This is a genomic window from Tatumella sp. JGM130 (assembly GCF_018257525.1).
Lineage (GTDB): Bacteria > Pseudomonadota > Gammaproteobacteria > Enterobacterales > Enterobacteriaceae > Tatumella > Tatumella punctata.
This window is the reverse complement of the sequence record NZ_JAERJS010000036.1, coordinates 14,059-28,863: the sequence shown is the minus strand read 5'-3', so window position 1 is coordinate 28,863 and position 14,805 is coordinate 14,059. Positions and strand designations below refer to the sequence as shown.

14 protein-coding genes are annotated in these 14,805 nt (G+C 47.2%); 11 read left to right on the top strand and 3 right to left on the bottom strand.

Annotation, left to right across the window (positions count from 1 at the left end; all coding sequences use genetic code 11):
* Positions 1 to 744: 744 nt before the first annotated feature.
* Complete coding sequence (locus tag JK211_RS14265) at positions 745 to 3,048, top strand: TonB-dependent siderophore receptor (RefSeq protein WP_212709338.1); 2,304 nt, start codon at positions 745 to 747, stop codon at positions 3,046 to 3,048.
* Between the two features lie 123 nt (positions 3,049 to 3,171).
* On the top strand, positions 3,172 to 4,098 hold the full coding sequence (locus JK211_RS14260) for an alpha/beta hydrolase (protein WP_249213292.1): 927 nt from the start codon (positions 3,172 to 3,174) through the stop codon (positions 4,096 to 4,098).
* 445 nt (positions 4,099 to 4,543) lie between these two features.
* On the opposite strand, the gene JK211_RS14255 is transcribed toward JK211_RS14260, so the two are convergent.
* A complete protein-coding gene (locus JK211_RS14255; protein ID WP_212709337.1) occupies positions 4,544 to 4,966 on the bottom strand; it encodes an Lrp/AsnC family transcriptional regulator in 423 nt (140 codons plus the stop codon).
* 123 nt (positions 4,967 to 5,089) lie between these two features.
* On the opposite strand from JK211_RS14255, the gene JK211_RS14250 reads away from it, so the two are divergent.
* The 3 genes from JK211_RS14250 to JK211_RS14240 all read left to right on the top strand — a co-directional run bounded on the left by JK211_RS14250 (position 5,090) and on the right by JK211_RS14240 (position 7,796).
* Positions 5,090 to 6,112, top strand: coding sequence for an ornithine cyclodeaminase (locus JK211_RS14250; RefSeq protein ID WP_212709336.1), 1,023 nt, complete (start codon positions 5,090 to 5,092; stop codon positions 6,110 to 6,112).
* Positions 6,113 to 6,120: 8 nt separating this feature from the next.
* On the top strand, positions 6,121 to 7,065 hold the full coding sequence (gene ctlX, locus JK211_RS14245) for a citrulline utilization hydrolase CtlX (protein ID WP_212709335.1): 945 nt from the start codon (positions 6,121 to 6,123) through the stop codon (positions 7,063 to 7,065).
* Positions 7,066 to 7,292: 227 nt separating this feature from the next.
* Entirely contained in the window at positions 7,293 to 7,796 is a 504-nt protein-coding gene (locus tag JK211_RS14240; protein WP_212709334.1) for a hypothetical protein, read from the top strand.
* Between the two features lie 348 nt (positions 7,797 to 8,144).
* Here the strand turns inward: JK211_RS14240 and JK211_RS14235 are convergent, their stop codons facing one another.
* Positions 8,145 to 9,194 carry a LacI family DNA-binding transcriptional regulator gene (locus tag JK211_RS14235; protein ID WP_212709333.1) on the bottom strand — a complete coding sequence of 350 codons (1,050 nt, stop codon included), beginning with the start codon at positions 9,192 to 9,194 and terminating at the stop codon, positions 8,145 to 8,147.
* Between the two features lie 507 nt (positions 9,195 to 9,701).
* On the opposite strand from JK211_RS14235, the gene JK211_RS14230 reads away from it, so the two are divergent.
* The 6 genes from JK211_RS14230 (at position 9,702) to JK211_RS14205 (ending at position 14,040) form a co-directional block, all read left to right on the top strand.
* The gene (locus JK211_RS14230) at positions 9,702 to 9,914 is read left to right on the top strand and encodes a PTS ascorbate transporter subunit IIB (protein WP_212709332.1); all 213 of its coding nucleotides are present in this window, start codon (positions 9,702 to 9,704) and stop codon (positions 9,912 to 9,914) included.
* A gap of 82 nt (positions 9,915 to 9,996) precedes the next feature.
* Entirely contained in the window at positions 9,997 to 11,259 is a 1,263-nt protein-coding gene (locus tag JK211_RS14225; protein WP_212709331.1) for a PTS ascorbate transporter subunit IIC, read from the top strand.
* A gap of 24 nt (positions 11,260 to 11,283) precedes the next feature.
* The gene (gene alsE, locus JK211_RS14220) at positions 11,284 to 11,961 is read left to right on the top strand and encodes a D-allulose 6-phosphate 3-epimerase (RefSeq protein ID WP_212709330.1); all 678 of its coding nucleotides are present in this window, start codon (positions 11,284 to 11,286) and stop codon (positions 11,959 to 11,961) included.
* 75 nt (positions 11,962 to 12,036) lie between these two features.
* The gene (locus JK211_RS14215) at positions 12,037 to 12,495 is read left to right on the top strand and encodes a PTS sugar transporter subunit IIA (protein WP_212709329.1); all 459 of its coding nucleotides are present in this window, start codon (positions 12,037 to 12,039) and stop codon (positions 12,493 to 12,495) included.
* Positions 12,496 to 12,577: 82 nt separating this feature from the next.
* Positions 12,578 to 12,886: a PTS fructose transporter subunit IIB gene (locus JK211_RS14210; protein WP_212709328.1), complete on the top strand. Its 309-nt coding sequence runs from the start codon at positions 12,578 to 12,580 to the stop codon at positions 12,884 to 12,886.
* Positions 12,887 to 12,933: 47 nt separating this feature from the next.
* The gene (locus tag JK211_RS14205; protein ID WP_212709327.1) at positions 12,934 to 14,040 is read left to right on the top strand and encodes a PTS fructose transporter subunit IIC; all 1,107 of its coding nucleotides are present in this window, start codon (positions 12,934 to 12,936) and stop codon (positions 14,038 to 14,040) included.
* A gap of 192 nt (positions 14,041 to 14,232) precedes the next feature.
* Here the strand turns inward: JK211_RS14205 and JK211_RS14200 are convergent, their stop codons facing one another.
* A complete protein-coding gene (locus JK211_RS14200) occupies positions 14,233 to 14,742 on the bottom strand; it encodes a GNAT family N-acetyltransferase (protein ID WP_212709326.1) in 510 nt (169 codons plus the stop codon).
* Between the last annotated feature and the right edge of the window lie 63 nt (positions 14,743 to 14,805).

The following is a 14,805-nucleotide window of genomic DNA, read 5'->3' as shown; positions in this document are numbered from 1 at the left end:
CTGTACCGTCAGGCACAGAAAATACATCCTGAACGGTGGTCAGGTAAAACGAGAAACTGGCAGCCGGAAGGTCCGGTAACGTTGAACCCGGAACGGGAAAAACAGGCGGCTTAAATTAACCGGGGGTGACAACTACCTTGACACTTACCGCGTGTGCTGCTTACGCGTCTTCTTTATGGTTGATGCTGGCTTTGTCATGTGAGCTACCTCTGGTTGAGAGTTTACTCACTTAGTCGCGTGTCCACTATTGCTGGGTAAGATCAGTTACCCTGAACCCGGAACGGGAAAAACAGGCGGCTTAAATTAACCGGGAATGACAACTACCTTGATACCTACCACCGGGCCGGAACCACCAAAACGCGGTGACTGGATATGCCTGAACCTGTGGTTTTCCCCGCAATCGGTAAGCTCCCGGTCAGAGAGACTCCCCTTGTCGGGATATATTTATGGTTCATTGTAACCTTAAATATTATACGGACACTTATTACTAATAGAGTGAATAATTCCATTTGTAACAAACCATGTTAATTATTAAAAAAATGGTCCGTTCAGCTGAATTTATTAATCATTAACGCACTGCTTAAAGATTAAAGTACCGTAATCGCCGTGGTATCACCCGACACCGTGGCATGCACAACCGCTTTACACTTTGCTTACCCTTCCATTACTTCTATTATTGATATTAAAAATAATTCTCATTAGTATTTTAATTCAAAAAAAAACATGCAGAAACTTTACTCTTTTATGGCAAATAAATCATTGAAATACTCGCTTCTGGCATCTCTGGTGGCAGGCAGTTTTATTACCCCTTTGTCTAACGCAGCCGATACTTCAGATCAGAATGTCATGCAAAACATCAGAGAGCCGGTTAAAAAACAGCCCTCCTCTGAAACAAAAAAAGTACTCATTCCTGAGGCGAAAAAAGAGGACGGCCCCCCGCTGGTAGTGACTGGTCGGCTACAGACGCTGCAGGCCCCGGGCGTCTCGATCATCGATCAGGAAGCTATTAAAAAACATCCCATCCAGCGCGATGTATCCGAAATTATCCGTACTATGCCAGGCGTTAATCTGACGGGAAACTCCACCAGCGGCCAGCGGGGTAACAACCGACAGATTGATATTCGCGGTATGGGGCCGGAGAACACGCTGATCCTGATTGATGGCATGCCAGTCAGCAGCCGTAACTCAGTACGCTACGGCTGGCGTGGTGAACGCGATACCCGTGGTGACAGCAACTGGGTACCTCCGGAAATGATCGACCATATAGAGGTTATCCGTGGCCCGGCCGCGGCATTGTATGGTAACGGTGCCATGGGGGGCGTGGTCAATATTGTGACCAGGCCCGCTGGGAAAACCTGGCATGGCAGCTTTAATAGTTATTACAACGTCCCGGAGCACAAACAGGAAAGTGCGACTAAACGTGAAAACTTCGACCTGAGTGGCGGGCTGACCGATAAACTGACCATGCGGCTGTATGGCAACTGGAGTAAAACCCAGGCCGATGGTCAGAACATTAACGACGGTCATTCCGCAGAGCGTACCGGAAAATATGCCGGTATGGTTCCGGCCGGCCGTGAAGGGGGCGTTAATAAAAATATTAACGGTGTATTGCGCTGGGAATTTGCCCCAATGCAGGCGCTGGAATTAGATGCAGGCTACAGCCGTCAGGGTAACCTGTATGCCGGAGACACTCAGAATACTAACAACACCACTCTGACCAAAGCTTATTACGGTAAGGAAACTAATATTATTTATCGCCAGACTCTGGCGCTTAAGTACACCGGTGCCCGGGACAATGGTGTCACCACCAATAACTACATACAGTTTGAAAAAACCCGTAATACCCGACTGAAAGAAGGCTTATCCGGAGGGGTGGAAGGGCTGTTTTCCTCCATTGATGAAGGCTTTGCAACCATTAATCTGAATGATACTAATCTCCACTCGGATATTAATATTCCGATTAGCGGCCGGGTACAGCAGAATCTGACCTTTGGTGCTGAATTTAATCACCAGACGATGAAAGATCCGACATCGAATACTCTGGCAGCAACATCAGATATTGACGGCGTATCTGGCAGCTACCGTAGTGAATACAGCTCGGCAAATATCTGGGGTATCTATACCGAAGATAATATCGACCTGACCGACTCAACTCGTCTGACCCCGGGAATTCGCTTAAATCATCAGTCCTATACCGGTAGTAATGTCAGTCCGTCTCTGAACCTGTCACAGGATCTGGGTGGCGACTTTACCCTGAAGATGGGAATTGCCAGGGCATGGAAGGCTCCGAATCTGTACCAGACTAACCCGAACTATCTGCTGTACAGCAGCGGCAATGGTTGCTATGACACAGGTTCCAGTTGCTACCTGCAGGGCAATAAAAACCTGAAGGCTGAAACCAGTATCAACAAAGAAATCGGCATTGAATACCATCATGAACGTGTTCAGGCCGGTCTGACCTGGTACCGTAACGATTACCGTAACAAAATCGAAGCCGGCACCAGTTCTGCCTACTACAACGGTACTTCCAACGTCTATCAGTGGACTAACGTACCGAAATCAGTGGTACAAGGGCTGGAAGGGACCTTTAATTTCCCGATCAGTGATCGGGTGACTATGAATAATAATTTCACCTATATCATTGATAACGAGAATAAATCCACCGGTGATTATCTGTCGATAATTCCTAAATTCACCATAAACTCAGAGCTGGACTGGCAGGCAACTAACGATTTAGCCGTTCAGGGAACCATGACCTGGTATGGCAGACAGAAACCGCAAAAATATAATACTCAGGGTGTGGCAACTTCCGGCAGCGAAACCTGGCAGGTGAACCCTTATGCGGTGTTCGGGTTCAGCGCTGTCTACAGTATGAATAAAAATATGGATGTGACCGCAGGTATCGATAACCTGCTGGATAAACGTCACTACCGTGAAGGTAATGCGTTAACCACAGGTTCCAATGGAACTTACGCCTATGGCGCCGGTGCCCGGACCTACAATGAATCAGGGCGGACCTACTACATGGAACTGGGAATGCACTTCTGATCGTCAGTGCGACAGGGGCGGTGAGCTGCTGCCCTGCCCCGAAGGCTGTCAGCCCCTATCTGACGGAGTTAACCTGATACCGCCCAGCTCTGCCGGCGGTATTGCTATTGGAGAGTGATGTTCATGAATGCTTCTGGCCGCAGGCTGGCTGACTATAAAAATCTGATCTTACTGGTTTGCATTAGCGGATCTATGGCCGGTGCCTGTTCTGTGGCGGATGCCAGGCCGAATATGGCCCCGCTGGGACCCAACATTGCTGATAAAGGTTCGGCAGTGTATCACTTCAGGGTCAAAAGTTTCGATTCGACTGACGGGCAGCGACATTACAGAGTGTGGACTGCGATTCCGGATAAAGCACCGCCGGTGAAAGGGTATCCGGTGCTGTATATGCTGGACGGCAACGCGGTGATGGATAAACTCTCTGAACCGCTGCTGGAAAAGCTGTCGCAACATAATCCGCCGGTGATTGTTGCGGTCGGTTATCAGACCAACCTGCCTTTCGATCTTAAAGGCCGGACCTACGATTATACTCCGGCGGTGACTTCCGGGAACGGTTCATCGCAGCAGCAGGATCGCCGCGGCAGGCCCGCCGGAGGAAGTCTGGTGTTTCGCAAACTACTGGAAGGCACTATCGCGCCGCAGGCAGAAAATAATCTGCCACTGAATACCGCACAACGTGGGGTATGGGGCCACTCATTCGCCGGACTGTGGGTGCTGGATTCTTATGTTCATTCGGATTTCTTTCATCAGTATTACTCCGCCAGTCCGTCGTTGGGACAGATGGACTTTAATTTGCTGACACTGATGACGTCACTTCCGGCTGACCGGCTACGGAATAAACATCTGTTTCTGATGGAAGGTGACGGAGATCTGCAGCGGAAAAATACGGCTCCGGGTAATGATATCCTGGCAGCGGTCAGTAAAAGCGTCTCTCAGTTGCATGATAAAGGCGTTACGGCGAGTTATCTATTGTTTCCCGGTCTGAGTCACGGTCAGATGTTCCCGGCATCACTGGAAGAGGCACTGTTGCGGGTATCACAGCAGCCGTAACTGCGGTTTTACGACGGAGGGCCGGCACTCCGTCAGCTTCAGCTTACTGTGCTTTCAGAACCACCACTGCGTAGCGGCACAATCGATCGTTGCCGTGAGTAAAAATACAATCCGCAGGATCTTCTGATTCCAGGCCGTCGCCGCAAATCGCAAAAAAATAAAAAATTCACGTAATCGCGTGGTTTTTTTATTCCGGACTGCCCCGGCTGGTTTTAAAAAAAGCAACTCATCGTGGATGGACAGTGAATACCCGGCAGTAAAACGGTCTAACGTTCGCGAAAAATATCAGTACCCTGTCAAAAATATCCCCCGGTACCCGCTTCTTAAAAGCCTTCAGCAAACGGCTAATGATATCCACCGACAATTGTCACGAAAGCACGTCGTATCCTTTTATCAGTTTTCAGATTACGTTATCGCGCTGGAACATTGTAACTGCCTTGTTTTATCAGGCTTTATGAGTGGAAAGTAGTATGCTGGTTTCCGTATTCTGAATTCCTTCGATACGCCTGACCCGGCCCAGTATCCGGTCAAAGTTTTCCAGTGAATCCGAGCGAAGCTCAACTAATAAATCCCATTTACCATTGGTCGTGTGCAGTGTATAAACCGCCGGATCGCCACGCAGTTGCTGAAGTACCGTTTTCGCTTTTGTTCCTTCTACCGCGACATTCATCCAGGCCCTGATTTTGTTCTGTTCGACACCCGGTTTTACTTTGACGGTATAACCGGTTATGACGCCTTCGTTTTCCAGCGCTTCCATACGTTTCTGGACGGTAGCACGGGATACTTTCATTGTTGCTGCAAGTTCAGTTACTGATGCCCGTGCATTTTCACGCAGCAGCGCCACAAGGTGTTTGTCTGTATCTTTCATCTCAAAATGATTTTCTGCATTTACATATTGCTAATAAATATATCTTTTTGGCCTTTTTATCAACTTATATAAGACAAATTAATGTTTCATACTGTTGTTTCAGGACCACAGGGAGAATCTTTAATGACGCGATTTATTGATACGCATGATATGAGTAAGCTGGTAAACCTGTCCGGCGTAGCCGGATTTATCAGACAGCTGGTTGATTATATTGAGTATGATTTTTTACGTTGGGGAGAATTTGATAAAACACCACGGGTGGCAAGCCATTCTGATATTGGTGTGATTGAGCTGATGCCGGCGGCTGACTCTGCATATTACGGCTTCAAATACGTGAACGGGCACCCTCAGAATACCCTTCATAATCAGCTAACCGTTATGGCTTTTGGCGCGCTGGCAGAAATTGCGACCGGCTACCCGCTCCTGTTGAGCGAATTCACGCTTGCCACCGCGCTACGCACAGCAGCAACATCGGTACTGGCTGCCAAATATCTGATGCGTAAAAACGCACGACATATGGCCGTAATTGGTAACGGAGCACAGAGCGAGTTTCAGATAATCGCGTTCAGTGAAATCCTGAAACTCACGGATTTCTGGCTTTACGATGTCGATGATACAGCCACAGAAAAACTGGCCGCTAATCTCAGGGATTATGCTGGCATTAACCTGCATTTCTGCCGCAGTGTTGATGAAGCCGTGGCACAGGCCGATGTTATTACCACCATTACTGCTGATAAAACCAATGCGACCATTATTTCTGCTGCACAGGTTAAGCCGGGTATGCATCTCAACGCAGTTGGCGGCGACTGTCCGGGCAAAACAGAGCTTGAAGCCCAGATACTCAGTGAAGCAGATATTTTCGTCGAATTTACCCCGCAGTCACGTATAGAAGGCGAAATACAGCAGATGCCGGACGATTTTTCCGTTACGGAGCTTTGGCAGGTGCTCAGAGGAGAGCGTCCCGGCAGAAAGAGCGATACGGCGGTGACCGTATTTGATTCAGTCGGGTTTGCCATTGAAGACTTCTCGACGCTCCGCCTGATCAATGACATGGCCCGGCAACACCATATTGGCAGCACTGTCCGTCTGGTTCCTGCCCCGGCTAACCCCCGCGACCTTTACCGTTTTCTGAAACACCCGGAGTAACATTCAAGATGCAAACAACACATTCTGTTCTGATGGTACGTCCGGCGGCTTTTAAAGGAAATCCCGAGACACGTCTGAGTAATTCTTTCCAGAAAACATTAAGTCAGGTTCCTGACGTCGCAGAGCTTGCAAGGACCGCTTTCGATGGTTACGTCACGGCACTTGAGGAGGCAGGGGTTAATGTCAAGGTGATAGATGAGGATACAGCCCGGGATACACCCGACTCCCTGTTTCCCAACAACTGGATAGCCATGATGGGAGACGGCACTATATATACGTTTCCGATGGAAGCGAAAAATCGCCGGCGAGAACGCAGGCAGGATATCATCGCCGACCTGACGCAAGACTATATTGTTAACCGAAGAATTGACCTGTCTGTTTTTGAAGAAAAAGGTCTTTATCTCGAAGGAACCGGGTCACTTATTCTGGATCATGATAATCATATCGCCTACGCATGCCGATCGTCGCGCAGTTCGGAAGTGGCAGCCAAAGAATTTGAAAGAATATCAGGTTACCGTATGCACTGGTTCAATGCATATGACCGCCATCAGCAGCCTGTTTATCATACTAACGTGATGATGAGCCTTGGGAAAAAATATGCCATCGTCTGTCTTGAATCCCTCTCGTCCGGAGCGGAACGACAGCGGCTGCTCGCATCTCTTCAGCGTACCGGCAAAGAAGTTATCGACGTGACCTGGCGCCAGATGGAAGCCTTTGTCTGTAACGTTATTGAGCTAAAAGACTGTCACGGCCAGCCGGTATACGCCATGTCTGGCCGGGCATGGGCATCCTTCACGCCGGAGCAGCAGCAGAAGATTTCAGATTACGCCCGACTCGCCCTGGCGCCTATTGACATCATTGAAGATCTGGGCGGAGGCGGTGCACGTTGTATGGTGGCTGAAATATTTCTGGAAAAGAAAATGCCGGTACCTGAAACCTGTAATCATTATTAGTGACAGCCTGACCCGGTGTGTCGTGCCCGGGTAACTTTCAGGCAGCAGCAGAGTATTTCAGACAGTTATCTTCCACAATAATAACAGGCAAACTGTTCACTCTCCGGGCAGTGTGGGTTTCCTGTATAGCCGTCATATAAAAATATAAACAGATTGAAGGTAATTTCAGCAGCTGAATCAATAATGTCTATACTGTTATACTATCAAGACTATTTGGAGAAACAGTAATGAAACTAAAGCACTTATGCTTATTGACTGCTGTCACGAGTATTATTTCTATACCTGTAAGCTATGCCACTACCAGTAATTCTCCTGACCAGGCCAAACTTCATCGCTGTGCAGACCCTGTATTCTATGCACAGACCTCTGATCATGATAAAGAAGTAGAGGTCTGTATTATTCAGTCAGAGGTATCATACTCATTCGGCCAGACCGTCTCAGGTGTAACACAACAAAAAAATATTGTTGTCCCGAAAAGGAATACATCATTTATTAGCCAGGGGGATAAAAAACATAGCCTTAATGCGTTCACAGTCTACAATGAAAACACTGCCTATCAGGTTGCATACGGCACGAATGATACAGGGGCGCCTTTTGCGACTCTTGATATCTATAATAATGCTTCCGGTGATAAACATGCTATAAGCCATATTAATTTTGACCCGGATACAGTTATTGGCAATATCAGCTATGAACTCTCCGGTCAGGGTATACCGGCAGAAAAACCATAATAAACAGAACAATGGCGGATATTTTTATATTTAAATAGCCGTCATTGTTTATTAAAAATGATGACGTTAGCGTATAACTTGCTGTTGTGTCTGACAGGAATGTTCGTCACCACCTGCCCAGCATATAAATATCCAGCCGGTTTTGATGACGGACACTTATGCGACCATCACTGGCCTTGCCTGTTAAACAGACTCCTGTCGTATTAGCAGCTATAGCACACCCGGCAGACAAAGATAAGCCAGCGACTCATCCCTCACCCTGTTATGACCTTATCCGTCAGACACATCCGGCTTATCCGCAGAGAGTGAATACGGTTACCGCTGTATTGCCCTGTGTTGCTGCGAAAATTAACCGGGTGTACTTGCCCTGACTTTAAGCACACCGGGCATTTCAATATATTTGTCACCGGGCACATCATTAAGCAAATCGAGAAGGGCTTTGCCGGCCCTGTTTCCGATATCATGCCAGGGGAACTCAACTGTCGTTAAAGACGGAGAACATACCTTTGATAAGCTGCTTCCCCCCAGACTGGCAATGGCAAGAGTATCAGGGACTTTTATACCTGCATTATGGCAGGCCATCATACACCCACAGGCTATTTCATCCGAGGTACAAATTAACCCGTCGAGGTCACTCCAGGTAATCATCAGATCGCTGAACACATTCAGCCCGGTGGTGATAGCTGAAGGCAGATGAGTGGCTACTACCCTGTGCGGAGAACGATTCAGGGAAAGCATAGCTGTATTCCAGCCACTCAATATCTGACGAGACATCCTGTTGTTAGCGGGGGTACAAAGCAACGCAATATTTTTTAAAGAGGCGGCAGACAGTTGTGTCACAAGCATTCTGACTGCCTTAGCATAATCCACGCCGATACTGATCCCGACCGAATGCGGATTCAGCGCACCAATATCGAGTATCGGTACCTCAGTATGTGACAGCAGCCGGCTGCAGCTGTCGATAGTGTCAGTATTAAACTGAATAATCGCCGCCGGGTTGTAGGCAAGAATTTTCTCAAACGCTTTATATTCAGTGCGGCCATCATTACCGGATTCCATTAGCATCATGGTATACCCCTGTCCGGACAGCACAGCCTGCAATGATTCTGATATTGTTAAAAAGCCCGGTGAAGAAAACGCCGGGGCCACAACCAGTATAAGATCTGAATGTACCGAAGCCAGATTACGTGCCTGGAGATTCGGTACATAACCAAGCTGACGGACGGCTGCATCAATACGGGCTCGCAGCTCGGAATTCACTTTTTCAGGCATTCTCAATGCCCGCGAGACAGTCATTGCACTCACGCCGACGAACTCAGCCACTTCCGTCAGGGTAATTTTACCCGTCCCCTTGCGGCGTTTTTCTTTCGGACTACTGTCTGCGTCTGAAATTTGCAAAAAAACTCCGACTGTTTGAAAAACAGGAAATTGAGATCCATTATCTACGGCTGATAGTATAACTTAGTATAGGACAGGTGTAAGAACATTCTAAATTATGTTACCCGCAACCCAAATTTTAACTCTCCGGAATGTTAGCGCTAACTTCGGGAGTCTGATCACAGTTGTGTTCTGTCTGACTGTTTATAGTTCGCCATATCGGGGTTCAGAGGGAAGATATAATCAGTAATAAGAACACATTAAAAAAACACACCTGCTGATATAACGGATAACCTTACAGACACCTCCCGGACTGAGGGGAAAAATATAAACAGCAGCTATTAAAATTAACTAATGGAACACGAAAGACGTAATAATAAACTGACTCTTATATACCAGCCAGCCGATAAACAGATAAAACTTATAACTCTGCGGCGGTACGGGACGGATGCCCGGTAAACATATGAAATAACTTTAAATGACAGGATTAGTCAGGCCAGACATAAAGACATATAAAAGGGAAACACAATGAATAAAGCACTGATTGTATGTGGTAACGGACCAGGCAGCAGCTTTATTGTCGAAATGAATGTAAAAAAATCCTGCGAGAGACAAACAGACAGGCAGATGTCAGCCACACAGATGTCAGCTCTGCAAAAAGCGAAGTGGCTGATATTATCCTCAGCGCAAAAGATATTGCCCGCCATCTCAGTGGCCATTCTGCAAAGGTCTTCGGGCTGAGTAATCTTTTGGATAATAAAAAATAACAGATATTCTGGAAGAAAACATTTGAAGGCTCGTCATCTGATTCGCGGAGTATATTATGCTTCAGTTCCTTATTTACGATGTGTTAGGGACACCGGCGATATTGGTCGGCGTGTTTTCACTGATCGGACTATTATTACAAAAAAGAGCCATCTCTGAAATTATTGCCGGTACATTAAAAACAATAATGGGTTTTGTTATTCTGACTGCCGGTGCAGGTATCATCGCCAGTACATTAACAACCTTCAGTCAGTTATTTGAACACTCTTTCCACCTTCAGGGCGTCGTTCCTAATACTGATGCCATGGCGGTCCTGGCACAGAAAGATTACGGTACTGCTACCGCCATGATTATGGTATCAGGGATGCTTATCAATATCCTCCTCGCACGCCTGACACCATTGAAATATATTTTCCTGACCGGGCATCATACGCTCTATATGGCTGCAATGCTGGCCGTGGTCTTATCTGCCGGAGGTTTGTCAGCTCCCATTGTGGTGGCAGCCGGCTCAATCACTCTTGGCGCAATGATGGTTATTTCACCGGCCATTCTACAGCCCTTTACCCGGAAAATTACTCACTCTGACGACCTCGCATTGGGGCATTTTGGCTCTGCCGGCTACCTGCTCGCCGCCCTTATTGGTAAAGTCACAGGGAAAGGAAGCCCTTCGATTGAAGAGGTTAAGGTTCCTGACTCCCTGAACTTCCTGCGAGACTCGTCTGTCGCAATAGCACTCACCATGATGGCCCTTTTTCTGGTGTTAGTGACCGTTGCGGGTAAATCCTTTGTTGAAGAAACCCTGAGCGCAGGTCAGAACTATATTATCTTCGCCGTTATTCAGTCCCTTACTTTTGCCGCTGGCGTCTATATCATTCTGGCAGGCGTACGTATGGTGATAGCTGAAATTGTACCGGCGTTTAAAGGTATTGCTGACAAATTAGTGAAAAATGCAAAACCCGCGCTGGACTGTCCGACCGTTTTCCCTTTTGCCCCCAATGCAGTCATCGTCGGATTTCTGTCCAGTTTTTCTGCAGGGCTGGTAAGTATGTTTCTCTGCCCGCTGTTAGGTCTGAGTGTCATCGTCCCCGGGCTGGTTCCGCATTTTTTTTGCGGTGCAACGGCGGGGGTTTACGGCAACATCACTGGCGGGCGCCGCGGTGCAGTGGCCGGCTCTTTTTCCCACGGCCTGCTGATTTCGTTCCTGCCAGCCATTCTGTTACCGATGATGGGCAATATGGGGCTGAGCTCCACCACCTTTGGTGATGCTGATTTCGGCATTATCGGGATTATCCTGAGTCATATTATGACAATTTTTAACTAACTCATTTTATACGGGAGGCAATTTATGCATGCAAAATTTTCACCTTCATTAATGTGTATGGACCTGACACAGTTCAGAGAACAGATCCTTGCAATGAATAACAAAGCCGATTTTTATCATGTCGATATTATGGATGGTAACTATGTCCGTAATATCACCCTATCCCCTTTCTTTATTGAGAATCTGAAAAAAATCACTACAGTCCCTATTGATGTCCATCTGATGGTTAACCATCCGGAAGATATTATTCCCCTGTGTCTGAATGCCGGCGCTGACATTATCAGCTTCCACCCGGAGACGGCGAATAACAAAATATTTCGACTGCTTAATCTGATTAAAGATGCCGGCAGAAAATGTGGTGTGGTGCTTAACCCGGCGACTCCGGCAGAAAGTATTAGTGAATATGCACACCTGCTGGACAAAGTGACTGTGATGTCCGTAGACCCCGGTTACGCAGGCCAGAAATTCATCCCGCAGTCACTGAGAAAAATAAAAAAACTCATCAGTATGCGTGAGAATAATAATTACCACTACCTGACTGAAATTGACGGGTCATGTAATGAAAAAACATTCGCCAGGATCGCAACATCAGGGGTGGATGTATATATCGTTGGAACCTCCGGCCTCTTTTCTTTGCATTCAGATATCGGGCTGGCATGGGATAGAATGCTGGATATATTCCGAAACCAGACTGACCACTGACACCACAGGAAATATATTCAGGTCATGTTGTATATACGATAATTAACTCTCACCCATTAGTAAAGAAGGTAAGTTATGGATATTTCCGAAGTGCTTTCTGTCAATAATATCTGTTCAGAGATGATGGCCACAACCAAACAGCAAGCCATCGAAGAACTTACAAATATGTTAGTCAGGGATGGTGCCATAATTAACAAAGATGAATTTATCCGCGATGTATGGCTGCGTGAAGCCCAGGGTTCAACCGGTTTCGAAAATCATATTGCTATTCCGCATGGAAAATCATCGGGAGTCGCCCGTACTGCCCTGGCTATCGGACGCACCCGGCAACAAATCCCCTGGGAAACGATGGATGGCAGCGATGTCCGCTGTATTATCCTGTTTGCTGTTCGCCCGGAAGATCAAAACACTGCCCATATCCGTTTATTAGCACAGGTTTCAGCCTCACTGGCCGATGAAGAAATCATATCCAGATTACTTAAGGAAACGGAACCAAAAAAAATTATTCAGTTATTTAATTCTGAAGATAAATAGCATCACCGCTGATGTTATCCGGCAGCGGGTTTCGCCCGTGATGCAATAAGTTAAAAACATTGAAACATTATGGAGAATACCAATGAATATTGTAGGCGTTACTGCCTGTACCGTAGGCATTGCACATACCTATATTGCGCAGAAAAAGATTGAGATTGCCGCCAAAAAGGCCGGGCATAATGTGAAGATCGAAACCCAGGGTACCATTGGCATCGAAAATCCCCTGACTGCTGATGAAATTGCCAGCGCAGATATCGTGCTGTTAGCTGCTGACGTGCAGATTTCCGGAGAAGAGCGTTTCGCGGGGAAAAAAATCGTTAAAGTTTCCACCGAAATCGCAGTCAAATCGCCGAACAAACTGATCGAAAAACTCAGTGCATTAGTCAATTGATAGTTATTCACTAATGCTTACCCAATATAAATTAAAGGGTGTAAGTTATGAGTATAAAAAAAATATGGAAAGCAGCGAACCCTAAAGGCCATCTGCTGACGGCTATCTCCTTTTTAATTCCCATTGTCTGCGGTTCCGGCTTTATTATTGCTATTGGGATGGGCCTCGGAGGAACTGTTCAGCAGACTTTATTGCCGGGCCAGTTTGATTTATGGCAGGCTTTTGCCACCCTGGGCGCCAGGGCGCTGGGACTTTTACCGGTGGTTATCGCTATCGGGATTTCCGGCTCTATCGCCGGTAAACCCGGTATTGCGCCGGGTTTTGTCACAGGACTGGCCGCGAATGAGATTAGTGCGGGGTTTATCGGTGGTATGATCGGCGGCTACATTGCCGGATATATAGCAGTTACGATTATTAAAAATGTGAAAGTCCCGGACTGGGCCCGTGGTTTAATGCCGACACTGATTGTGCCTTTTTTCGCATCGGTTATCAGCTGTCTGGTCATGCTGTATATCATAGGAACACCTATTGGTATTTTTACCGATGCTCTGACATCTTTGCTGCGAAATATGGGGACTTCCTCTAATCTGGTTCTGGGTGCGGTTATTGGTGCTTTGTGTATTGTCGACTTTGGCGGCCCGATCAATAAAACCTGTTTTGCCTTCGTTCTGACACTCCAGGCTCAGGGCATCAATGAGCCCATTACTGCCCTGCAGTTGGTTAATACAGCAACACCTGTTGGTTTCGGACTCGCTTATTTTATTGCCCGGCTGCTGCGTAAAAATATTTATAACAACGCAGAAATCGAAACATTAAAATCGGCAGTTCCGATGGGCATTGTGAATATTGTCGAAGGGTCCATACCTATAGTGATGAATGATATTGTTCGCGGTGTTTCTGCCGCAGCCATCGGCGGTGCCTGTGGTGGCGCTATCACGATGGTATATGGTGCTGATGCAACAGTACCCTTTGGCGGGGTTTTGATGATACCTACCATGTCACAACCTATGGCGGGTGTTATGGCATTACTGGTCAATATCCTTGTCACTGGTGTCGTCTATGCCATTATCAAGAAAAACGTGCCGCGTGACGTTATAACAGATGACAGTTCTGAAGAAGAGGATATCGATATGGATGATATAAAAATAAGCTGATGATATTGACACCTGATATGGCGTTTTTTGCTATGGGATAAAAAACAGTCTGATCTCTGCTCACGCAGACTTATATCATCTCCACAGCTCAACGCCTCGCTGAAAATACAGTTGCACCGGGTGGCAAGGCACTCTCCCCTGCCCCCGGTCATATTTCCTGCAAAGTCAGGCAATGATCGTCAGCGTTCCCGGCTACAGTGTTCGCATCATAATAATATCCCGTTGGGGATCTGAACCAACCTGAAAAATATGTTCGCCTGCTTCAGTAAAGCCGGATTTTTTATAAAAACTGATCGCTCGCGGGTTATGCTCCCATACACCAAGCCAGGCAATATCTGAACCTTTCTGCTCAAGTTCCCGCAGGCAGGCGCGCATCAGGTCATGGGCCAGGCCGCTACCATGATACTGCTTATCCATATACAAACACAGAATTTCACCCGCTTGCTGGCTATTGATACAGGCCGGAAACTCTTCCCACCGCAGCCGGGCATATCCGGCCAGCTCTCCGTGATCTTCACAGACCAGAGTGACCTGGCCGGGGGTCTGGATTTCCCTGAGCTGAATTGCTTTACCGTAACTTTCCCGGCAATGAAGTTCCATATCTTGTGCTGTATTACCGTCCTGAAAAGTATCCCGGAAGGTACGTTCTGCTAACAGAGACAGCGGCTCTGCATCGGAAGGTCTGGCACTGCGAATCAACACATCTTAGCCTTTGGTTAAACAGAATGCTTATCTTGTCCGGAGATGAAAGTCACCACCTGAAAC